The sequence below is a fragment of the Micromonospora sp. NPDC005194 genome (assembly GCF_040608335.1).
Lineage (GTDB): Bacteria > Actinomycetota > Actinomycetes > Mycobacteriales > Micromonosporaceae > Micromonospora.
On the sequence record NZ_JBEXIA010000002.1, the window covers coordinates 76,548 to 96,206 of the forward strand.

Annotated in this window: 19 protein-coding genes; 9 read left to right on the forward strand and 10 right to left on the reverse strand. The window is 72.9% G+C overall.

Annotated features, from left to right (window positions below; all coding sequences use genetic code 11):
- The first annotated feature begins 24 nt into the window (after positions 1–24).
- Together ABZU53_RS01935 and ABZU53_RS01940 are read left to right on the forward strand one after the other, a co-directional pair.
- Positions 25–582 carry a SigE family RNA polymerase sigma factor gene (locus tag ABZU53_RS01935; RefSeq protein ID WP_355063308.1) on the forward strand — a complete coding sequence of 186 codons (558 nt, stop codon included), beginning with the start codon at positions 25–27 and terminating at the stop codon, positions 580–582.
- The gene (locus ABZU53_RS01940) at positions 579–1,760 is read left to right on the forward strand and encodes a hypothetical protein (protein ID WP_354854886.1); all 1,182 of its coding nucleotides are present in this window, start codon (positions 579–581) and stop codon (positions 1,758–1,760) included. Before ABZU53_RS01935 ends, ABZU53_RS01940 begins: the two co-directional genes overlap by 4 nt.
- Positions 1,761–1,800: 40 nt before the next feature.
- Here the strand turns inward: ABZU53_RS01940 and ABZU53_RS01945 are convergent, their stop codons facing one another.
- From ABZU53_RS01945 to ABZU53_RS01960, 4 genes are all read right to left on the reverse strand, one after another.
- Positions 1,801–2,703 (reverse strand): sulfurtransferase, encoded by a 903-nt coding sequence (locus ABZU53_RS01945; protein WP_355063310.1) that lies wholly within the window; start codon positions 2,701–2,703, stop codon positions 1,801–1,803.
- Positions 2,704–2,775: 72 nt separating this feature from the next.
- The gene (locus tag ABZU53_RS01950) at positions 2,776–3,222 is read right to left on the reverse strand and encodes a hypothetical protein (protein ID WP_354854884.1); all 447 of its coding nucleotides are present in this window, start codon (positions 3,220–3,222) and stop codon (positions 2,776–2,778) included.
- Positions 3,223–3,224: 2 nt separating this feature from the next.
- Positions 3,225–3,992: an SGNH/GDSL hydrolase family protein gene (locus ABZU53_RS01955; protein WP_354854882.1), complete on the reverse strand. Its 768-nt coding sequence runs from the start codon at positions 3,990–3,992 to the stop codon at positions 3,225–3,227.
- Positions 3,993–4,241: 249 nt separating this feature from the next.
- Positions 4,242–4,472: a winged helix-turn-helix domain-containing protein gene (locus ABZU53_RS01960; protein WP_355063311.1), complete on the reverse strand. Its 231-nt coding sequence runs from the start codon at positions 4,470–4,472 to the stop codon at positions 4,242–4,244.
- A gap of 580 nt (positions 4,473–5,052) precedes the next feature.
- Here ABZU53_RS01960 and ABZU53_RS01965 point away from each other — a divergent pair.
- From ABZU53_RS01965 to ABZU53_RS01990, 6 genes are read left to right on the forward strand one after another with little or no spacing between them, the layout of a single operon-like run.
- A complete protein-coding gene (locus ABZU53_RS01965; protein ID WP_355063313.1) occupies positions 5,053–6,102 on the forward strand; it encodes a transporter substrate-binding domain-containing protein in 1,050 nt (349 codons plus the stop codon).
- Complete coding sequence (locus tag ABZU53_RS01970) at positions 5,988–7,187, forward strand: hypothetical protein (RefSeq protein ID WP_354854878.1); 1,200 nt, start codon at positions 5,988–5,990, stop codon at positions 7,185–7,187. The genes ABZU53_RS01965 and ABZU53_RS01970 overlap by 115 nt, the downstream gene beginning before the upstream one ends.
- 53 nt (positions 7,188–7,240) lie before the next feature.
- Complete coding sequence (locus ABZU53_RS01975) at positions 7,241–9,007, forward strand: proline--tRNA ligase (protein WP_355063315.1); 1,767 nt, start codon at positions 7,241–7,243, stop codon at positions 9,005–9,007.
- A 56-nt stretch (positions 9,008–9,063) separates the two neighbouring features.
- Complete coding sequence (locus tag ABZU53_RS01980) at positions 9,064–9,489, forward strand: CBS domain-containing protein (RefSeq protein ID WP_354854874.1); 426 nt, start codon at positions 9,064–9,066, stop codon at positions 9,487–9,489.
- Between the two features lie 29 nt (positions 9,490–9,518).
- Positions 9,519–9,947 carry a SufE family protein gene (locus ABZU53_RS01985; RefSeq protein WP_234584468.1) on the forward strand — a complete coding sequence of 143 codons (429 nt, stop codon included), beginning with the start codon at positions 9,519–9,521 and terminating at the stop codon, positions 9,945–9,947.
- 20 nt (positions 9,948–9,967) lie between these two features.
- Positions 9,968–10,603 (forward strand): DsbA family oxidoreductase, encoded by a 636-nt coding sequence (locus ABZU53_RS01990; protein WP_355063317.1) that lies wholly within the window; start codon positions 9,968–9,970, stop codon positions 10,601–10,603.
- Between the two features lie 52 nt (positions 10,604–10,655).
- Here ABZU53_RS01990 and ABZU53_RS01995 read toward each other — a convergent pair whose 3' ends face one another.
- From ABZU53_RS01995 to ABZU53_RS02020, 6 genes are all read right to left on the reverse strand, one after another.
- A complete protein-coding gene (locus ABZU53_RS01995; protein WP_354855012.1) occupies positions 10,656–11,204 on the reverse strand; it encodes a YbaK/EbsC family protein in 549 nt (182 codons plus the stop codon).
- A gap of 83 nt (positions 11,205–11,287) precedes the next feature.
- Positions 11,288–11,482, reverse strand: a complete 195-nt coding sequence (locus tag ABZU53_RS02000; protein WP_354854870.1) for a hypothetical protein — start codon at positions 11,480–11,482, stop codon at positions 11,288–11,290.
- Positions 11,483–11,519: 37 nt separating this feature from the next.
- Entirely contained in the window at positions 11,520–12,299 is a 780-nt protein-coding gene (locus tag ABZU53_RS02005) for an NAD(P)H-binding protein (protein WP_354854868.1), read from the reverse strand.
- A gap of 81 nt (positions 12,300–12,380) precedes the next feature.
- Positions 12,381–13,034, reverse strand: a complete 654-nt coding sequence (locus ABZU53_RS02010; protein ID WP_355063319.1) for a GAP family protein — start codon at positions 13,032–13,034, stop codon at positions 12,381–12,383.
- Between the two features lie 44 nt (positions 13,035–13,078).
- Entirely contained in the window at positions 13,079–14,476 is a 1,398-nt protein-coding gene (locus tag ABZU53_RS02015; RefSeq protein WP_355063321.1) for an MFS transporter, read from the reverse strand.
- Positions 14,477–14,534: 58 nt separating this feature from the next.
- A complete protein-coding gene (locus tag ABZU53_RS02020) occupies positions 14,535–14,795 on the reverse strand; it encodes a hypothetical protein (RefSeq protein WP_354854862.1) in 261 nt (86 codons plus the stop codon).
- Between the two features lie 215 nt (positions 14,796–15,010).
- On the opposite strand from ABZU53_RS02020, the gene ABZU53_RS02025 reads away from it, so the two are divergent.
- Positions 15,011–19,480 carry an HAD-IC family P-type ATPase gene (locus tag ABZU53_RS02025; RefSeq protein ID WP_355063323.1) on the forward strand — a complete coding sequence of 1,490 codons (4,470 nt, stop codon included), beginning with the start codon at positions 15,011–15,013 and terminating at the stop codon, positions 19,478–19,480.
- Positions 19,481–19,659 lie beyond the last annotated feature (179 nt).

Genomic DNA, 19,659 nt, shown 5'->3' on the forward strand with positions numbered 1-19,659 from the left:
CCGTGGCGGCCGGAAGGGGTGCGGATGGGATCGACGGCGAACGACGGCCGCGACGGCTACCTCGCCTTCGTGGAGAGCAACCAGCACCGCCTGCTGCGTGCGGCCTTCCTGATCTGCGGCAACCGGCACCAGGCCGAGGACCTTCTCCAGGACGCCCTGCTGAAGCTGGCGCTGCGCTGGACCTCCGTCCGCGACGGCGATCCCGCCGCCTACGTGCGGGCCATCCTCTACCGGGACGCGGTGTCGTGGTGGCGGCGTCGACGCCGGGAGTGGCTCAGCCCCGCACCGCCGGAACAGGTGGCCCCCGACCGTGACGGCGCGCTGCGGCTGACCCTGCACGACGCGCTGGGGCTGCTGCCGCCCCGGCAGCGGGCCGTGCTGGTGCTGCGCTACTACGAGGACCTGACCGAGGTCGCCACGGCGGAGGCGCTCGGGGTGACCGTCGGCACCGTGAAGAGCCAGTGCCACATGGCGCTGCGCCGGCTTCGCGAGGTGGCCCCCGATCTCACCGGAGATGGCCGATCGAGCCGGGGCGCGACCCGCTCCGGCGACCCGACCGCCGACCTGGAGGTGAACCAGTGAACGAGCGGGATCTGCGCCAACTGTTCGCCGTCAGCGTGGAGGACGTGCTGCCCAGCAAGCCCGCGACGGCCGGCTGGGACCGGGCGCGGCGCACGCGTCGTACCCGACGGGTGCTCGGCGCGGCAGTCCTGGCCGTGGTGCTGGTCGGCGGTGGCACGGTCGCCGTCCGCCGGCCGTCCCCCGGTCCGCCCCTGAACCACACGGTGGCGCCGACCGTCGAGCCCACCCACGCCGATCCCGTGCAGCGTCCGCCGACCGAGCTGACGTACCCACCCGATCCGCTGAACAGGCTGAGCGGCCCGGCGACCGTGCCGCTGTCCGAGCGACCGGTCCAGCGGGCGTTGGCGCTGTTTCAGCCCGTCGACGAGGAGAACCGCGCGGACGGCCCGGTCCGGATCCTCGGCGACGACGGCGTCGTGCGCGGTCTCGACGTGGTGACGCTGGCGCCGACCCGGGACGCGGACGGCAACGAGGCGACCGCCGTACAGCCGGGAGTGTTGTCGCCGGACGGGCGTTGGGCGGCCTTCCCGCAGACCAACGAGCTGATCATGGTTGACCTCACCGCGGCGGGCGTACGCCGGATCCCGCTCGACGGCTACCTGGAGCTGGTGGTGTGGGCGCACGACCGGGTCCTGGTCGGCGGCGGCAACCGGACGTACGCGGTGGAGCGCGACACCGAGGCGGCAGGCACCATCGACGTGTCGGCCTGGAACGTGGTGGCACCCGACCCGGAAGCCGGCCGCGAGGCGGCGCTGATCGAGATGATCGGCGAACGGGGCAGCCTGACGCTGCGCAACCGGTCCGCCCGCGAGGCCACGATCCGCTCCGAGCAGCGGATAACCGACGGCGTGCTGCCGTCACCGTACGAGGTGAATGAGTTCTACGGCCGGGGTTGGCTGCACGGCGGTCGCCTGGCGAGGGCCGCCATGATCACCAACAACGACATCGACGGCGCCGAGGGGGTGGCCGTGCTGGACTCCCGTACCGGCGCGGTGACCCACCTGCTCGACCTCGGTCGGGATCGCGCCAAGGGCTGCTGCCCGGTGTTGGGCTGGGACAACAAGGGAGCGGTGCTGCTCAGCCTGGAACCGGCCGCCCTGGCTCGCTGGGACCCGGAGACCGGCGAGATCACCGGGATCATCCGGGACCTACCCGGCGTGCTGGCGCTGGCCGGCTGAGAGTCGTCGAGCCCTCAGCCGGTTAGCTCCGCAGAACCGGTCAGGCGGCGATGCCGCCGGGCTGGTCGCCCTTCACCACGGGCGCCCGGACCAGGTTGCCCCACTCCGTCCACGAGCCGTCGTAGTTGCGCACCTGCGGGTAGCCCAGCAGGTGCCGCAGCACGAACCAGGTGTGGCTGGACCGCTCACCGATCCGGCAGTACGCGATCACGTCGTCGTCCGGGCTCAACCCGAGCTGGTCGGCGTAGATGGCCTTCAGCTCGTCGGCGGACTTGAACGTGCCGTCCTCATTCGCCGCCGACTTCCAGGGCTTGCTGACCGCGCCCGGGATGTGCCCGCCGCGCAGCGCGCCCTCCTGCGGGTAGTCGGGCATGTGCAGCATCTCGCCCGTGTACTCGCCCGGGGACCGGACGTCGACCAGCGGCCGGCCCACGGCGATGTGCGCCATCACCTGCTCACGGAACGCCCGCAGCGGCGCGTCGTCCCGCAGCGGCACGGGGTAGTCGGCGCGGGGCCGGGCCGGCTTGTCGCGGGTCACCTCGCGCCCCTCGGTGATCCACTTCTGCCGGCCGCCGTCGAGCAGGCGCACGTCGGCGTGGCCGAAGAGCGAGAACACCCAGAGGGCGTACGCGGCCCACCAGTTGAAGTTGTCGCCGTAGAAGACCACGGTGTCGCCCCGGCCGATGCCCTTCGCGGCACACATCTCGGCGAAGCTCGTCGCGTCGAGGTAGTCCCGGGTGACCTGGTCGTTCAGGTCGAGGTGCCAGTCGACCTTGACGGCACCGGGGATGTGACCGGATTCGTAGAGCAGGACGTCCTCGTCGGACTCGACCACGACGAGGCCCTCGTCGCCCAGGTGCTCGGCCAACCAGTCGGTGGTGACCAGCCGCTGCGGGTCGGCGTACGACTGGAGGCGGGGATCAGGATCGTTCGGCACAGACATGATCCCCAAGTTACGCCGCAACACCGCCCGACGGTCGGCCATCAGATGCGACGCGGCCCACGTGAGGCGTGCTCACGCCCGCCGGTGGACGATCCGGCCGGCGGCCACGGTCGCGATGCAGGCGCCGTCGGCGTCGTGCGCCGACAGGTCGGCGCGTCCACCCGGATGCAGGCTCGGCACCACGGGCGCCGGCAGCACCAGCAGGTCGCTCCGGTCGACGGCGGCCCGCAGCGCCGGCTCGGCCAGGTGTTCCGCCAGCACCGCCGTCACTCCGCTACGCAGCAGCGCGTGCACCCGCTCGCGCGGGGTGGGTGCCGCCGGCAGCGGGCCGTCGTGCAGCAGGCCCGGACCCAGCACGCCGTCCCACCGGCGGACCCGCACCCCCGCGTACGTCTCGCTCAGCTCGGCCAGCGGACCCACGGCCTCGACCCGGTCGCCGTCCACCAGCACGGCGTGCTCCGGAACCGGCTCGCCGTCCCGTTCACGGCGCAGCAGCGGCGCGGTGTGCAGGGTGCGCACGGTCAGTCGACGAGCGGGCCGAGCAGCGGACGCTTCGCGGTCACCGTGTCACCGGACGACCGGCCGGTGAGCCGCCGCCTGATCCACGGGGCCAGGTACTGCCCGGCCCAGCGCAGGTCGGCCGCGCGGGCGGCCAGCCACGGCGACGGCGCCGGGTGCGGCGGGACCATCAGCCACTCCTCGTCGCAGCCCACGCCGAGCGCGTTCAGCACCTGCCCGGCGACCCGCCGGTGCCCGGCCGGGGAGAGGTGCAGCCGGTCGGTGCTCCAGAGCATCGGGTTGAGGAACGTGTCGTCGGCGTACAGGTCGACCAGGATGGCGCCGTGCCGCTCGGCGGTCTCACCGACCGCCTGGTTGAGCAGTTGCACCCGGGGAGCGACGAGACGTTGACCGGGCAGCCGTGCCATCACGTCCGCGAATCGGAAGAGCAGCACGTCCGCGCCGCCCGAGCGCAGCTGCCGAACGACCTCGTCGAAGCGGGAGACCAACGTGTCCGGGTCGAAGGTGCGCCGCAGCACGTCGTTGCCGCCGGCCGCGAAGCTGATCAGATCGGGCTTCATCGCCACCGCGGAGGGCACCTGCTCGGCGACGACACCGGGAAAGAGCCGGCCCCGGATGGCCAGGTTCGCGTACCGGAAGTCGGGGCCCGCCTCGGCGGCGAGCCGGGTGGCCACCAGGTCGGCCCAGCCCCGGTAGGTGCCGTCCGGGTACGCGTCGTCCATACCCTCGGTGAAGCTGTCCCCGACCGCGACGAAACTGCGCCAGCGCACCCGCGCCCCCTCACGCCACCCGTTGCCTGCGGCGACCAGTCTTTCACCGGAGGCACCACGGCCGGTGCCCCGACGGGCCGACGTGGCGGAGGTCATGCGCGCGCATGATCGAGCGCCGTGATCGAGCCGAGCGCCGGGCTCGAGCGCCTTGATCGACACGGGGTCGCTGATATGGCGGCATCGGAGTCGAGTTAATACCCCGACTTCGGCGAACTCGTGTCGATCAAACGCAACGTCGGGCCTCTGACATCACTGGCCCGGCGCGTTCTCCTTGACGTACACGCCGGCGCCGGGCAGCGACTCCGTGAGGCCTTGCATCTTCAAGATGAGGAAGACCCGGTCCGCGACAAAACTGGAGACTTCGTACTGTTCACACAGCTCAGCCCGGCTCGGCAGGCGCGAACCCGGCGGAAACTCCCCGGACTGGATCCGCTTGATCAAGTCTTCGGCAACGCGCTGGTAGGCGTACTGCGGCGGCACTGGCGGTTCCCCTATCGGTCGGCACCTCCCACTCAATCACCCATGGCGAGTGCTGACTAGCAATGGTTAGCCATGGCAGGTTTCCCGTAGCGCCCCTATCGGTCGGCAACTGACGGGGTGCCGGATAGCGGTCCGGTCACCAGATCTGAGATCGGTGGCCGGGCCTGCCCATCTTGCGGGAGGGTGCCGTGATCGAGCGCGAACTACCCCGGTCAGAGTGGGTGCCGATGCTGGCCAAGCAGATCATCCGGCGGCATTGGAATTTGGGCTCTTGCGAACGGTGCCACGGGCGGGCCGAGACCTGCGGGGCGCTCGGTTGGGCCCGGGATCGGATCAAGGCGTACCGCCTCACCGGCAATCGTTCGGACCGGACCTAGAGACCCACTGAACGCTGTCGCCAATCCGGCTGGTGGTGGAGTGCCGTGGCTCGCATTGAGGCCGCACAATGAGGGGCCGGTCACCGGACCGCGCAGTGGGGAGGGCCCAGTTGAGTCAGGCAAGCGAGCCGAGCCCCCCCACCGGGCCGGCCCCGGCGGTGCCCCCATCGTCGCGCACCACGCGGACCCGCCAGATCCGACTCGTGGGGCTCATCGTCGCGCTGGCCGTCCTGGCCGCCGCCCTGGTCCCGATCGTCCTCGCGATGGGCCCGCCGACCCGGGACGAGTTGCTGGAGGACGCCGGCCTCAAGGGCAAGCAGCAGCTCGTCATCGGCGTGAAGGACGACCAGCCGGGCATCTCGCAGCGCCTCCCGAACAACGTCTGGAAGGGCTTCGACGTCGACATCGCGTACATGATCGCGAGCTACCTCGGGTTCGACCACTCCCAGGTGCGTTTCGTGCCGATCGAGAGCGAGGACCGGGCCCGTCGACAGGCCCAGGACGGCGAGGGGTTCGTCATCGTCGACCTGGTCATCGCGTCGTACAGCATCAACGACAAGCGCAGGGAGGAGGGTGCCGTCTTCTCGGCCGCGTACCTGAACACCGAGCAGTCGGTGGTGACGTTGAAGAGCTACCAGAAGCAGGTGAGCAGCCTGGAGGATCTGCGTGGGCTGACGGTCTGCTCGCTGACCACCTCGACGTCCATCCAGCGCCTCGCCGAGGCCGGCGCCTCGCCGGTGGGTCGAAACAGGATCAGCGAGTGCATCCAGGAGCTGTACGACGGCAAGGTGCAGGCCGTCACCACCGACGCGGCGATCCTCGCCGGCTTCGTCACCGGCGACCAGCCGGACGGCGACGGTCAACACTTCCCGGTGACCCTCAAGAACGTGAAACCGCTGCGGCACTGGGACATCGGCTCGTCGCCCCAGGAGCGCTGGGGCGTCAACACCGGCCCCAACCAGGCCCTGCTCGACCTGGTCGACCTGGCGCTCTACAAGTCGGCCAAGGACGAGAACGACTCGGCCTGGGAGAACGCGTACAACGCCAACCTCCGTTGGCAGCAGGGATACAACCTCCCGCAGCCGGTCGCGGAACAGCAGCAACCCGATCCGAGGAAGGTGGAGGTGCGACAGTGGCCGTGGGAGAGGATCGCGCTACCGCCCCCGGCGTACCCCGGATCACCACCAGCTCCGCCAAGGCGGTCCGCCCGCGCCGGATGGCGGGGGCGCGGCAGGCGCAGCAGTGGCTGCTGACCCTCCTTCCCACCTTCCCCGTCCTGCTCCTGGTGCTGCGACTGTGGCAGCTCAGCCAACAGGACATGTCCACGATGCTGCTGCTGGTCCAGTACGTCAGTCCGCTCGGCCTGCTCAGCGCGCTGCTGATCGCCCTGGTGTGGGCGTTCCCCGTGGTCGTGCTCACCTTCGGCGTCCTCGGTCGACTGCTCCGGCTCAGCGCTCCGGACCGGTTCGACCCGGAACGGTCACTACTGGCCTCCGGGACGGCACGTACCCCCGGTTGGGTGATCAGCGCGGCGGTCGCGCTGGGGGCCCTCACCTGGCAGCTCCGCTTCCTGCCGTCGCTGCTGATGCTCGGCCTCTGGCTGCTCGCGCTGCGCACCCGCTACCTGCATCCTGACCAGCCGACCCGGATCCTGCTGGTCAGCGTGGCCCTGCCGCTGGCCGCGGCGGTCCTGGCGTACACGGTGCTGGGCCCGGCCATCTGGACGGCGTATCAGGATGGCGAGGTGGCCACGGCCGCGCTGCTGGCGGTGCCGCCCGCCGCCACCGTGCTGCTCACCGGCCCGATCCCCGGCTGGATCGCCCCGACGCTGACCCACGGTCTGGCGTTCACGGTCGCCGCCGTGCTCCCGGTGGTGATGGGCGCGGTCTTCCTCCGGGTGCCGCTGCTGCCCACCGCCGCGGTCGAGGTGGTCCCGAAGCAATCGGCCTCGCCGGCCCCGGACGTCACGGCCTCGGCAGCCCCGGGCGGCCCGGCCTCGAGCGCGTCGGCTGCTCCGACGAACGGCGGCACGGCAGGCCTGGACGGTGGGGACGGCCCGCCGACGGCCAACGGCGGCCCGGAGGTGGTGCTCGGCGCGCTCATCACGGTTACCGACACGTCGACGATCATGCTGGACCGGACCGCCACCGTGCGGTTCCTGCCGAACGGGTGGGTCGAGTCGCAGGTCCTCTGCCCCCAGCCGGCGGCGGTTCCGTACAGCCTGGTGTCGGTGCGGGGCTGGCCGGTGGAGGAGACCGCGCTCAACTGGATGATGCCCCGGCGGCCGGTGGCCGACCCGGACGTCCGCTGCGAGGGCCGCCTTCCCGGCGACACGTGACCCGGGACCGAATTGGATCGCCGCACCGGGACCGGCGGTCTTAGGCTGCCCGAATGCTGCTACGCATGTCGACCCTGTTGCTGCGGACCCTGCGCGAGGATCCGGCCGACGCGGAGGTGCCGAGCCATCGGCTGCTGCTGCGCGCCGGTTACATCCGTCGCGCCGCACCGGGCGGCTACACGTGGCTGCCGCTGGGCAAGCTGGTGCTGGACCGGATCACCGAGGTGGTGCGTGCCGAGCTGGTCGCGATCGGCGACCAGGAGGTGCACTTCCCGGCGCTGCTGCCCGCCGAGCCGTACCGGACGAGCGGCCGGTGGACGGAGTACGGCGACCTCCTCTTCACCCTCGCCGACCGGCGCGGCGCCGAGCACCTGTTGGCGCCCACCCACGAGGAGATGGCGGCGCTGCTGGTCAAGGACGTGTTCACCTCGTACCGGGATTTCCCGGTGACGCTGTTCCAGGTGCAGACGAAGTTCCGCGACGAGGCGCGGCCCCGCGCCGGTGTGCTGCGCGGCCGGGAGTTCCTGATGAAGGACGCGTACTCCTTCGACCTGGACGAGGCGGGGCTGCGGGACGCGTACGCGCGGCACCGGGCGGCGTACCAGCGGATCTTCGACCGGCTGGGCCTGGAGCACACGGTGGTGCACGCAATGTCCGGCGCGATGGGCGGCTCGGCGTCGGAGGAGTTCCTGGCCGCGACCCCGGTCGGCGAGGACACGTTCGTCGGCTGCACCGCGTGCGGCTACGCGGCCAACACCGAGGCCGTCGTCACCCGGGCACCCGCCGCCAGCGACCTCGCCACCGCACCCGCGACGCAGGTGCACGACACCCCCGAAACCGCGACGATCGCCAGCCTGGTCGAGGTGGCGAACGCCCGCCGGCTCGGGGACCGGGACGACTGGACCGCCGCCGACACCCTGAAGAACGTCGTGTTGACCGTGCGTCAGCCGGGCGCCGAGCGGGCCGAACTCCTGGTGATCGGGCTGCCCGGTGACCGGGAGGTCGACCTGAAGCGGCTCGCCGCCGCGCTGGAGCCCGCCCAGGTGGCCGTCTTCGACGAATGGGCCGGGCATCCGGAGCTGGTGCGCGGCTACATCGGTCCGCAGATGCTCGGCAAGCTGGGCATCCGTTATCTGGTCGACCCTCGCGTGGTGACCGGCTCCGCGTGGCTGACCGGGGCGAACGAGCCGGGTCGCCACGCGACGGGCGTGGTCTGCGGGCGGGACTTCACGCCCGACGGCACGGTCGAGGCAGCCGAGGTGCGCGCCGGCGACCCGTGCCCCGACTGCGGCGACGGCGAGCTGGCCATCCGGCGGGGCATCGAGATCGGGCACATCTTCCAGCTCGGTCGCCGCTACACCGACGCGTTCGCGGTCGACGTGCTCGGGCCCGCCGGCAAGCCGGTCCGGCCCACCATGGGCTGCTACGGCATTGGGATCTCCCGGGCGGTCGCGGCCATCGCCGAGCAGCACCACGACGACCGGGGACTCATCTGGCCGGCGGCAATCGCGCCGTGTGACGTACACCTGGTGGTCGCCGGCAAGGGCCCGCAGCTCGACGCGGCGCTGGACCTCGGCGGGCGCCTGGCCGCCGCCGGCCTGCGGGTGCTGGTCGACGACCGGACGCACGTCTCGGCCGGGGTGAAGTTCACCGACGCGGAGCTGATCGGCATCCCCCGCACCGTCGTGGTCGGCCGCCGACTGGCCGACGGGTACGTGGAGTTGCGCGAGCGGGCCGGCGACGGGCGCGCGGAGCTGCCGGTGAACGGTGTGGTGGAGCGGATCGTCGACGAGGCCCGGGAGCGTGCGAACCTGGTGTAGCCACCGCGTCACGGGGTAGTGCAGTCGGATCGGGTGATACGTCTTCGGAGGATCTCATGACCGGTTACCGGGTCAGCGACGTGATGACCAAACAGGTCGTGTACCTGTCGGCCGAGACCACCCTGGACGAGGCGGCCAGGGTGATGAAGGAGGCGGACATCGGCGACGTGGTGGTCACCGACGGCGCCACCCTCGCCGGCATGCTCACCGACCGGGACATCGTGGTGCGGGCGGTGGCCGAGAACAGCTCACCGGCGGCCACCACCATCGGCTCGATCGTCACCCGCGAGGTGGTCATGATCGAGCAGCACTGCACGGCGGGTGAGGCTGCGGCGCTCATGCGGGACCGGGGCATCCGCCGCGTGCTGGTCTGCGACAGCGACCGCAAGTTGGTGGGGATCGTCTCGCTCGGTGACCTGGCCATGCAGCTCGACCCGACCAGCGCGTTGAGCGAGATCAGCGAACAGTCTCCGACCACGTGAGCCGTCGGCGCCAGCGGTAGCCTCGACACATGGCTGACATGCCGGCCCGACTGGCCGAGATCGTCGACGAGTTCGCCGCCGCGCCACGCGACCTGGTGCTGGAGATGCTGCTGGAGTACGCCGACGTCATCCCGCCGCTGCCCGCCGACGCCGCCGGGCACGAGGGCATGGAGCAGGTGCCCGAGTGCCAGACCGCGTTCTTCCTGCGCGCCCGGGTGACGCCGGACGGGACCGTCGAGACCCTGTTCGACTGCCCGCCGGAGGCGCCCACCACCCGGGCGTTCGCCGGGATCCTCGCCGAGGGTCTGGCCGGCGCGAGCGCCGAGGAGGTGCTGGCCGTGCCGGACGACCTGTACCAGCGGATGGGCCTGGCCCAGGCGATCAGCCCGCTGCGGGTGCGCGGCGGCACGGCGATCCTGGGCCGGCTCAAGCGGCAGGTCCGGGAACAACTCGACTGAGCCGGCAGTTGGCACCGATCATGGAGATTGAGATCTACGCCGACGTCGTCTGCCCGTGGTGCTACCTGGGCAAGCGTCGCCTGGACGAGGCGCTCGCCCGCTACGACGGCGAGGTGACCGTCCGGTACCGGCCGTTCCAACTCGACCCGTCGCCGGTGCCCGAGCCCCGCCCGATCATCGACGCGCTGGCCGACAAGTTCGGCGGCCCGGAGCGCGCGCGGCAGATGGTCGCGCGGGTGACCCAGGCCGCGGCGGGTGACGGGCTTCGGCTGGACTACGACCACGCGGTGGCCGCCAACACCTTCGACGCGCACCGGCTGGTCGGCTACGCCGCCGAGCGCGACCGGGCGGCCGAGATGGTGGACGCCCTGTACCAGGCACACTTCACGAAGGGCCTCGACATCGGTTCCCGGGAGGTGCTGGCGACGATCGCCGGCTCGATCGGCCTGGACGCCGCCGATGCCCGCCGGTTCCTCGACTCCGACGAGCGGACCGCCGAACTCGCCGCCGAACTCGCCGCCGCCCGCGACCTGGGCATCACGAGCGTCCCGACGTTCGTACTGGCCGGGAAGTACGCGGTCAGCGGCGCCCAGGAGACGTCCACGCTCCTCGCCGCGCTGGCCGAGGTCGAGCAGCGGGAGGCCGCAGCACGCTAGACATCGACCAGGTCGATGTTTCACGTGCAACGGTATCGATGTTGGTGGCTGGTCAGGCCGGCCTGGCCAGCCCTTCGACCACCTGCGCGCCGGGCAGCGCGCCCAGCGCCGGCCCCGGCAGCGCGATCTTGCTGTGCCGTACGCCGGACCCGATGATCACGTGCGGGGTGGCGATCACCCGCGCGTCCACCAGGATCGGCCACTGGGCCGGCAGCCCGATCGGGGTGATGCCGCCGTACTCCATGCCGGTCAACTCGACCGCGTCGGTCATCGGGGCGAAGCTCGCCTTGCGCACGTCCAGCGCCCGCCGGGCCACGCCGTTCACGTCGGCCCGGGTGGTGGCCAGCACGATGCAGGCCGCGTAGCGGACCACACCCTCGCGCTTTCCGGCCACCACGACGCAGTTGGCCGACACGTCCAGCCCCACCTCGTACGCCTCGCAGAACGCCGCCGTGTCGGCGAGATCGGCGTCGATCGGCGCGACCAGGACGTCGTCGACGTCCACCGGCGCGTTGGCCGGCCACTGGGCGATGGCCTCCGCCACCGGCGCGGCGAGCAGATCGAGGCGGGCACGGGCCGGTTCGGTCTTCAGCGTTCCCATCACGGGTGCGATCCTCGCACCCGCGCCGCCGGATCGCCCGCCGACTCCCGAGCCGTCTCGCGACACCACCTCCACGTCGCGGCTCAACTGCCGGCGAGGAACGCGTTGTCGCGCAGGAAGGAACGGTCGCGGGCGGCCGCCAACTCCTCCTCGCGTCGGGCTTTGGCCCGCTGCAGCTCCAGGTCCTCCATCGCGTGCCGGACACCCAGCCGGATCACGCCGTAGAGGAAGACGAAACCGAAAACGTAGAGGATCACCGTGGTGACGACAACGAACATGGCGTCACCGTAAGGCGAACGTGAACCGCTATCCGTCTCATCTCCGTGCGGTTCCCCCGTACGTGTCCGCGAGGTGGTCGGCCCAGGTACGCACACCGCGAGGCAGCGCCTCGGTGACCAACCCACCGGCGCGCAGTTCGCGCCCGAGGCGGCCGGGGATTCGTACCGGCAGCAGCGGCCGGCGTGACCCGCGCGCCTCCCGCCAGGCACGGACCGCCTCGTCGAAGCGGAGCACCTGCGGCCCACCGAACTCCTCGATGCCCCCGAGCGGGCCGGCGGCCACCCGGGCCGCGAGCCGGGCGGCCACCTCACCCGGGTCGACCGGCTGGGCGAGCACCGCCCGGTCGCCGACCACCGGGCCCAGCCGCGCGCTGGTCGCCAGCAGATCGTCGAGGAACTCGGGGAACTGGGTGGCGCGCAGCACCGACCACGGCACCGGGCCGGCCGCGACCACCTGCTCGGCTGCCAGCTTGTACCGGTAGTACGGGATCGGCACCCGGTCCACCCCGACGATCGAGATGTAGACCAGGTGCTGGACGCCGGCCGCGCCGGCGGCGACCACCAGCCGACGGGTGCCCAGCACGTCCACCTGGTGGGTACGCCCCCGGGGCGAGGACGCCAGGTGCACCACCGCGTCCACCCCGGTCACCGCCTCGGCCAGCCCGTCGCCGGTGGCCAGGTCGGCCACGACCCACTCGACGTCCGAGCCGGTACGCGGCCGGCGGCTGCTGGCCCGGACGCTCATCCCGTCGTCGCGCAGCCGCGCCAGCACGTGGCTCCCCAGTCGACCACCCGCCCCGGTGACCAGAACCCTCATCGTCTCCTCCTGTTCCGCCCTCGCACGTACCGCGCCGTCGGGCTGATGACGACACCGCGACCGGACACGTGACCGGCTGCCTCACCCCGAACGGATCAGGTCCAGCACGGTCAGGAGCGCGAAGAACGCGATCACGATCTCGTTGACGATCCAGGAGTGCCCCTCGGCCCACTCCCGCATCCGGGCCAGCACCCGCGCCGCCCTCTGCCCGAGCAGCACCAACGCCAGCAGCGGCACCGCGAGCAGGAGCACGGTGAGCAGCACGAACGGCACCAGGTGCCACCAGGGGAGGTTGTGTCGGGCCACTGTCGCGCCGACCGTCGCCATGGTGAGGTCGTCGGTGGGTGTCACCGCGAAGAGCAGGGCGCCCATCCGTGCGGCCCAGCGCGGATCGGCGTGGCTCACGCTGCCCAACCAGCGCGGCGGCCCGGACCGGTTGCGGCGCAGCCAGACCACCAGGGCCAGGCACACCAGCAGCGCGAGCACCACCAGGTCGATGACCGGGCCGCGATCGATCCTGCTGGCGGCCGCGCTGGCGTCGGTCGCCAACCCGCCCAGCAACCGGGTCAACAACCAGCTCACGGTCACCCCGACGGCGACCACCAGGCCGGCGCCGGCGAGGAAGCCCAGCGACGCGGCCCGGGGCCGGTCGGACGAGGCGAGGAAGACCGCCACGACCAGTTGCGTCCCGGCGACCATCACCACGGCCAGCGGCAGGACGGTCAGGAGGTTCATCGCCTGCCATCCTCGCGCCCGCCCGGTGCGGACACGTCGAATCCTCAGCCGATCACCCGCCCGGCCGTGTGGTCCCCGTCCATCACCACCCGGCCGGCCAGCAGCGCGCCGACCAGTGCCAGACCGGCCGCCACCGCCAGGGTCACCACGTAGCTGGCGGGGCCGGGCGCGCTCCCGGCAGCCAGTACGGCACCGGTGAGCGCCAGCACGGTCGCCGCGAAGAGCGAGTCGCCCAGTTGCAGCGACGAGCTGTTGCGCCCCTGCTCGCCGGGCGCGGACAGCTCCAGGGTGAGCACCGACAACGACGGGTACAGCAGTCCCATACCGAGCCCCGCCACCGCCCAGCCCAGCACGGCGACGGCCACCGGCAGCTCGGGTCGGACGGCCAACGCCACCGTCGCGGTGCCGGCCGTGATGCAGCACAACCCGACGCGGGGGAAGCTGGCCCGGGAGGCCGGCACGGGAAAACGGCCCTGCACCCAGGAGCCCACCGACCAGGCCAACGCGCCCACCGTGAGTACAAGCCCGGCGGCGGTCGGCGACAGCCCTCGCTCCCGGGAGAGCATCAGCGGGATGACCACCTCCGCGCCGACGAACGCCGCCGACGCCAGACCGCGCAGACCGATCACGGTGGGCAGTCCGCGGGCCGCCCGGAGGAACCCCGGCGGCAGCAGGCGCGGAGCGCAGACCAGCAGGCCGGCCAGGGCGAGCGCGATCACCGCCAGGGCCGTCACGCCGCGCTGCTGTCCCCCGATGTGCAGCAGTGCGGCGCTCACGCCCGCCCCACAGGCCCAGCCGATGCGGGCCATCGCGCCGGCCGGTGGCCGGCTCGGCACGGTTGCGTCGAGCGACCGCAGGCCCGGATGGATCAGCAGCACCGCCGGGACGGCCACCGCCGGCACCACGAGAAAGACCCACCGCCAGCCCAGGTACTCGACAATCAGGCCGGCCAGCGCCGGCCCGACCAGCGACGGTACGACCCACGCCGCAGCGAACGCGGCGAAGATGCGCCGATGCAACTCCTCGGGGTACGCCTGCCCGACGATCACGTAGAGCGCCACCGAGAGCAACCCCGAGCCGAACCCCTGCACGACCCGTCCGACCACCAACGCGGTCATCGTCGGCGCGGTCCCGGCGACCAGCAGCCCGACCACGAACCAGCCGACGCCGTGCCACATCGGTCCTCGTGGCCCCCGTGCGTCACACCAGATCCCGGAAACGACCATGGCCACCACACCGGCGGCGAACGGGCCACCGAACGCGATCCCGTACAGCGCCAGCCCGTCCAGGCTCCGCGCGACGGTCGGCATGGCCGTGCCGACCGCCAACGCCTCGAACGCCAGCAGCGACACCAGCGCGACGCTGCCCACCGTCATCGCCCGCAGCCGGGGGGCGAACAACCCGGCGGGGACCGGAACGGGGGTGGCGGTTCGGCTCGACATGCACCGAGCCTGCGACCTCAACCCGGATTCATGTCAACCGGGGGTGACCCGGCTCTCGTCAGGCTTCCTGGAGCGCCTCCCCGACGCCGCGTACCAGTCCCGAGAAGTGCTGGTCCGCCAGGAGATGCCCGGCGGTGATCACCAGGGCGAGCGGCCATTCGATCACCTGCAACGCGGCCAGCACGCCGAGCCCGGCGTAGTAGGCGATCTTGTCCGGTGGTGGCACCGCCACCTCGCCCACCATCGGCAGCTCCACCCGTCGGCTGTACATCCGAACGTTCTCGTGTGAACCGTTGAGGTGTCGTGTCAGCGTGCTCATTCCGGCCTCCCCGTGTCCGGTGATGGTCGTCGGATTCCACCGTCCACCCCGTCCATGCGCGGCCAGCCCCGCAAAGTTCCGGTGGTCCGAGGGGCATAACGGACGCCAGGTCGGGAAGCCAGGCCGCCGGACGTGAGGCGGTGGGAGGGCGAGATGACCGACGGCACAAGCGACAACGGGGAGTCGGGTCGGCGTCCGTCCGGCCGTACGCCTCGATGACGGCGGCGGGTCGCGCCGCCGGCCGCCTCCTGCCGTCCATCGGCGTGCCGCACCTGGTCGGGGAGGCGTCCCGGACCGTCGGGTCGGCGGCGACCCGACTGGCCCGGACGGTCGGGCTGACCCGGCGTCGGGTCTGGTCGCGCCCCGGCCGGCACCACATCGAGGTGCACGGCGTCTGCCAGGACGGTGGCGACCGGTTGGCCCGGCAGGTGGAGGCCGGGCTGGAGCGGTTGCCCGGGGTGGCCTGGGCCCGGGTGAACGCCCCGTCCGGCCGGGTGGTGGTGGCCGTGCAGGCGCCCGAGCCGCGGCTGCGGGACCTCATCGCCACGATCGGGCGGATCGAGGGAACCTGCGACCACGAACCGGATCCGGAGATCCCGCCCCCGCATCCGCCGGAGGAGGGGCCGCGTACGCCGCGCACCCTGGGCGCCCTCGCCTCGGACGCACTGGGCCTGACCATCACGGCGGCCACCCGGCTCCTGCCGTTCGCGCCGCTGCCCGGCGAGGTCGCCGGCCTGCTGGCCGCTGCGGACCTGCAACCGAAGCTGCACGCCTTCGTCGGCAGGCGGCTGCGCTCCGACCCGCGCGCCGACGTCATCTTTCCGCTGGCCGAGGCGGTGGTGCAGGGTCTGACCGGCCGGTGGACGGGGATAGTGCTCGACGGCGCCCAACGGATGGTGCAGTGGGGGGAGGCGCGGGCCCAACTCGCCGCGTGGGAGAAGGCCGAGCCGCGGCTGACCGGCGACCCCGAGCGCGCCACCGCGCGGTGGCCTGCGGTCGACCGTCCCCGCCCGAAACCGGACGGCCCGGTCGAGCACTACATCAACCGGATGTTGACCGCCGGCGTGGCAGCCGCCGCGGCGGCGACACCGATCGCCGGGCGCAAGCGAGCCGCCGCACTGGGCCTGTCCGCGCTGCCCAAGGCCCCGGGCAGCGGACGAGAGGGGTACGCGGCACAGCTCGGCCGGATCCTCGCCCGGCGCGGGGTGATCGCGATGGACCGTGGCGTGCTGCGGGAGCTGGACCGGATCGACACGCTGGTGCTGGACGCGGCGGTGCTCGGATCGGAGCGGGGCGTACTCGCCGACCTGGCTCCGGCAGCCGAGGTGGACGTCGACGAGGTGGCGGAGCGGGCGTTCGCGCTGTTCGACCCGAGCGACCCGACCGGTTCACCGGAGCTGGACGGCTGGCGGCTGGCACCCCTGGACCAATTCCCGGCGGGCGATCCCGGCGACGTGCCGGACGGCGAGCGGCTGCGCGCGGCCGGCGGGCAACTGCTCGGGCTCACCCACTCGGGTCGGCTCACGGCGCTGCTGCGGGTCGAACCCGAACCCGCGCCGGGTGTCGACGGCCTGCCGGCCGCTGCCCGCCACGCCGGCCTGAAGCTGATCGTGGCCGGCGGCGACGAGCAGCGGTACGGCTTCGCCGACGCGCTGCTGCCCGGCGGGGACCACCTGGCCGACACGGTACGTGCGTTGCAGCGCGACGGGGCGGTCGTGATGCTGGTCTCCGGGGACCGGGCGGCGCTCGGCGCGTCCGACTGCGGCCTCGGGATGTCCGCTCCGGACGAGCTGCCGCCGTGGGGAGCGCACCTGCTGGTCGGCACCGACCTGCGAGTGGTGGCCCTGGTCATCGAGGCGACCGGGGCGGCCCGGCGGATGACGCGGCAGAACATCCGGCTCGCCATGGCGGGCACCGGCCTCGGGGCGCTGGGCGCGTTCACCGCCCCACCGACCCAGCTGCCCCACAAGTCGCTCGTCGCGGTCAACGGCGCGGCCGGCCTCGCCTTCGCGAACGGGGTCTGGCGGGCCAGCCGGTTGCCCGACCGGTCGGACACGCCGGTGCCGGTGGCGACCGCCTGGCACCTGATGCCGGTCCGGACCGTGCTCGACCAGCTGGGCACCACGCCGGAAGGGCTGGCCACCGCGGAGGCACAGCGCCGACACGATGGCCAGGGGGCGGGCGGCGGCGACACACCCGCCGGTGGTGGCCTGCTGCGGGCGTTCCTGGACGAGCTGTCCAACCCGCTCACCCCCGTACTGGCCGCCGGGGCGGTGCTCTCCGCGTCGTTCGGCTCGCTTGTCGACGCCGCGCTGGTGGGCAGCGTCGTCGGTGGGTCGGCCCTGATCGGGGCGGTGCACGAACGCAACACCGAACGGTCGCTGGCGGAGCTGCTGTCGCGTTCGGCGGTGACGGCCCGGGTCCGCCGGGACGGCGTCGAGCGAATCGTCGCGGCCGAGGACCTCGTCCGCGGAGACGTCATCACCCTCGAATCGGGAGACTCGGTGCCGGCCGACTGCCGGGTGCTCGAATCGGTGGGGCTGGAGGCGGACGAGTCGTCGCTGACCGGCGAGTCGCTGCCGGTCGCCAAGAGCAACCGGGCGGTCGTCGCCGCGGCCATCGCCGACCGGCACTCGATGCTGTACGAGGGCACCACCGTCGCCGCCGGCCAAGGAACCGCCGTGGTGGTGGCGACCGGCGTCGACACCGAGTCCGGACGCAGCCTGGCGCTGGTCCGGCAGGCGCCCCCGACCAGCGGGGTGGAGGCCCGGCTCGGCTCGTTGACCAGCGCCGCCATTCCGTTGGCCGCGGGTTCGGCGATCGCCGTGGCCGGGGCGGGGCTGCTCCGGGGCGTACCGCTTGCCGAAACGGCGGCGACCGCCGCGAACCTCGCCGTCGCGTCGGTGCCGGAGGGGCTGCCGTTCCTGGTCAGCGCCGCGCAGCTGGCCGCCGCCCGGCGGCTGGCCGAGCACGGCGCGTTGGTCCGCAACCCCCGCACGATCGAGGCGTTGGGCCGGGTGGACGTGCTCTGCTTCGACAAGACCGGCACCCTCACCGAGGGCCAGTTGCTGCTCGCCGGGGTCGGCGACGGCGTCGGCGACCGGTACGCCGCGGTGGACCGGCTCGACGACCGACTCCGACTGACCCTCGCCACGGCGCTGCGGGCCACCCCCGCCGCGGCCAAGCCGGAGGAGTTGGCGTTGCAGACCGACCGGGCGGTCTGGCGGGGCGCCGCCACGGCTCAGGTGGTGGAGCAGACCGGCGCCGCCGGCTGGCGGGCGGCCGGCGGGCTGCCGTTCGAACCGTCCCGCGGCTACCACGCGAGCATCGGCGAGACCGAGGGCCGCCTGCTGCTGAGCGTCAAGGGCGCCCCGGAGACGGTGTTGCCACGCTGCGCGACGCGGCGTGCCGACGGCCGGCAGGAGCCGCTGGACGACGCCGGCCGCGCGGAACTGCACCGTCTGCTGGCCGACCGGGCCGGGGCGGGGCACCGGATCCTGGCCGTCGCGGAGTGCGAGGTGGACGCCGCGCACATCACCGACGCCGACGTCCGAGGTCTGACCTTCGTGGGGTTCCTGGCCCTCGCGGACGGGGTCCGGGAGAGCGCAGCCCCGGCGGTACGCCGGATCCGGCAGGCCGGGGTGCACACCATCATGATCACCGGCGACCACCCGGCCACCGCCGAGGCGATCGCCGCCACCATCAGCGAGCACGACGAGCAGCGGGTGGTCACCGCCACCGAACTCGACCAGTTGGACGACGACGCGCTCGCCGAGCGGCTGGCCAACACCGACGTGGTGGCCCGCTGCACCCCGGCGCACAAGGTGCGCATCATCCAGGCGTTGCAGAAGTGCGGGCGGACCGTGGCGATGACCGGCGACGGCGCCAACGACGCCCCGGCGATCCGGCTGGCCGACGTCGGCATCGCCCTCGGCCAACGCGGCACGCCGGCGGCCCGCGCCGCCGCCGACCTGGTGGTCACCGACGACCGGTTGGAGACCATCATCGCCACCCTGGTCGAGGGTCGCGCGATGTGGTCGTCGGTCCGCCACGCGCTGAGCATCCTCGTCGGCGGCAACCTCGGCGAGATCGCGTTCAGCGTGCTCACCGCCGCGGTGACCGGCCGTTCCGCCCTCACCGGGCGGCAACTGCTGCTGGTCAACCTGCTCACCGACCTGGCGCCGGCGCTGGCCATCGCGGTCCGCCCACCCGCCTCGGACCGCACCGACAGTCTGCTCCGGGAGGGCCCCGACGCGTCGCTCGGTGAGACCCTCAGCAGGGAGATCGGGCTCCGTGCGGCGTCCACCACGCTGGGCGCGACCGTCGGCTGGACGTTGGCCCGGTACACCGGCCGCCAGCGGCGGGCCGGAACGGTCGCCCTCGTCTCGCTCGTCGGCACCCAGCTCGGCCAGACCATCCTGGCCGGCGGCACCAGCCCGGCCGTGCTGGCGTCCACGGCGGCGTCGCTGGGAGTGCTGGTCGTGGTGGTGCAGACGCCGGGGGTGAGCCAGTTCTTCGGGTGCACGCCGCTCGGCCCGGTGGGCTGGACCATCGGCGCCGGATCGGCGCTCGGTGCCACCTTCGCCAACGGCGCGCTCACCAAACTGGTGGAGCACCTTCCGTCGGCACGACCCGACCTCGCGCAGCCCACTCCCGGGACCGAGGGGACGGCCACGGACGGCTGACGCTTGAGCGGGACCGGCTGGGGTACCGGAGCCGGGAGAGGTGAACTTCCTGCACCGCGGCCAGCGGGCGTACCTCGGAAAGGGTCTGTAGTCGCGCCGACGCACGGACCCGGCGCTGCGGATGAGCGGCGGATTGGCAGTGGGCCGGGCAACATCATTGATCTCGCTGACTAGCCTGA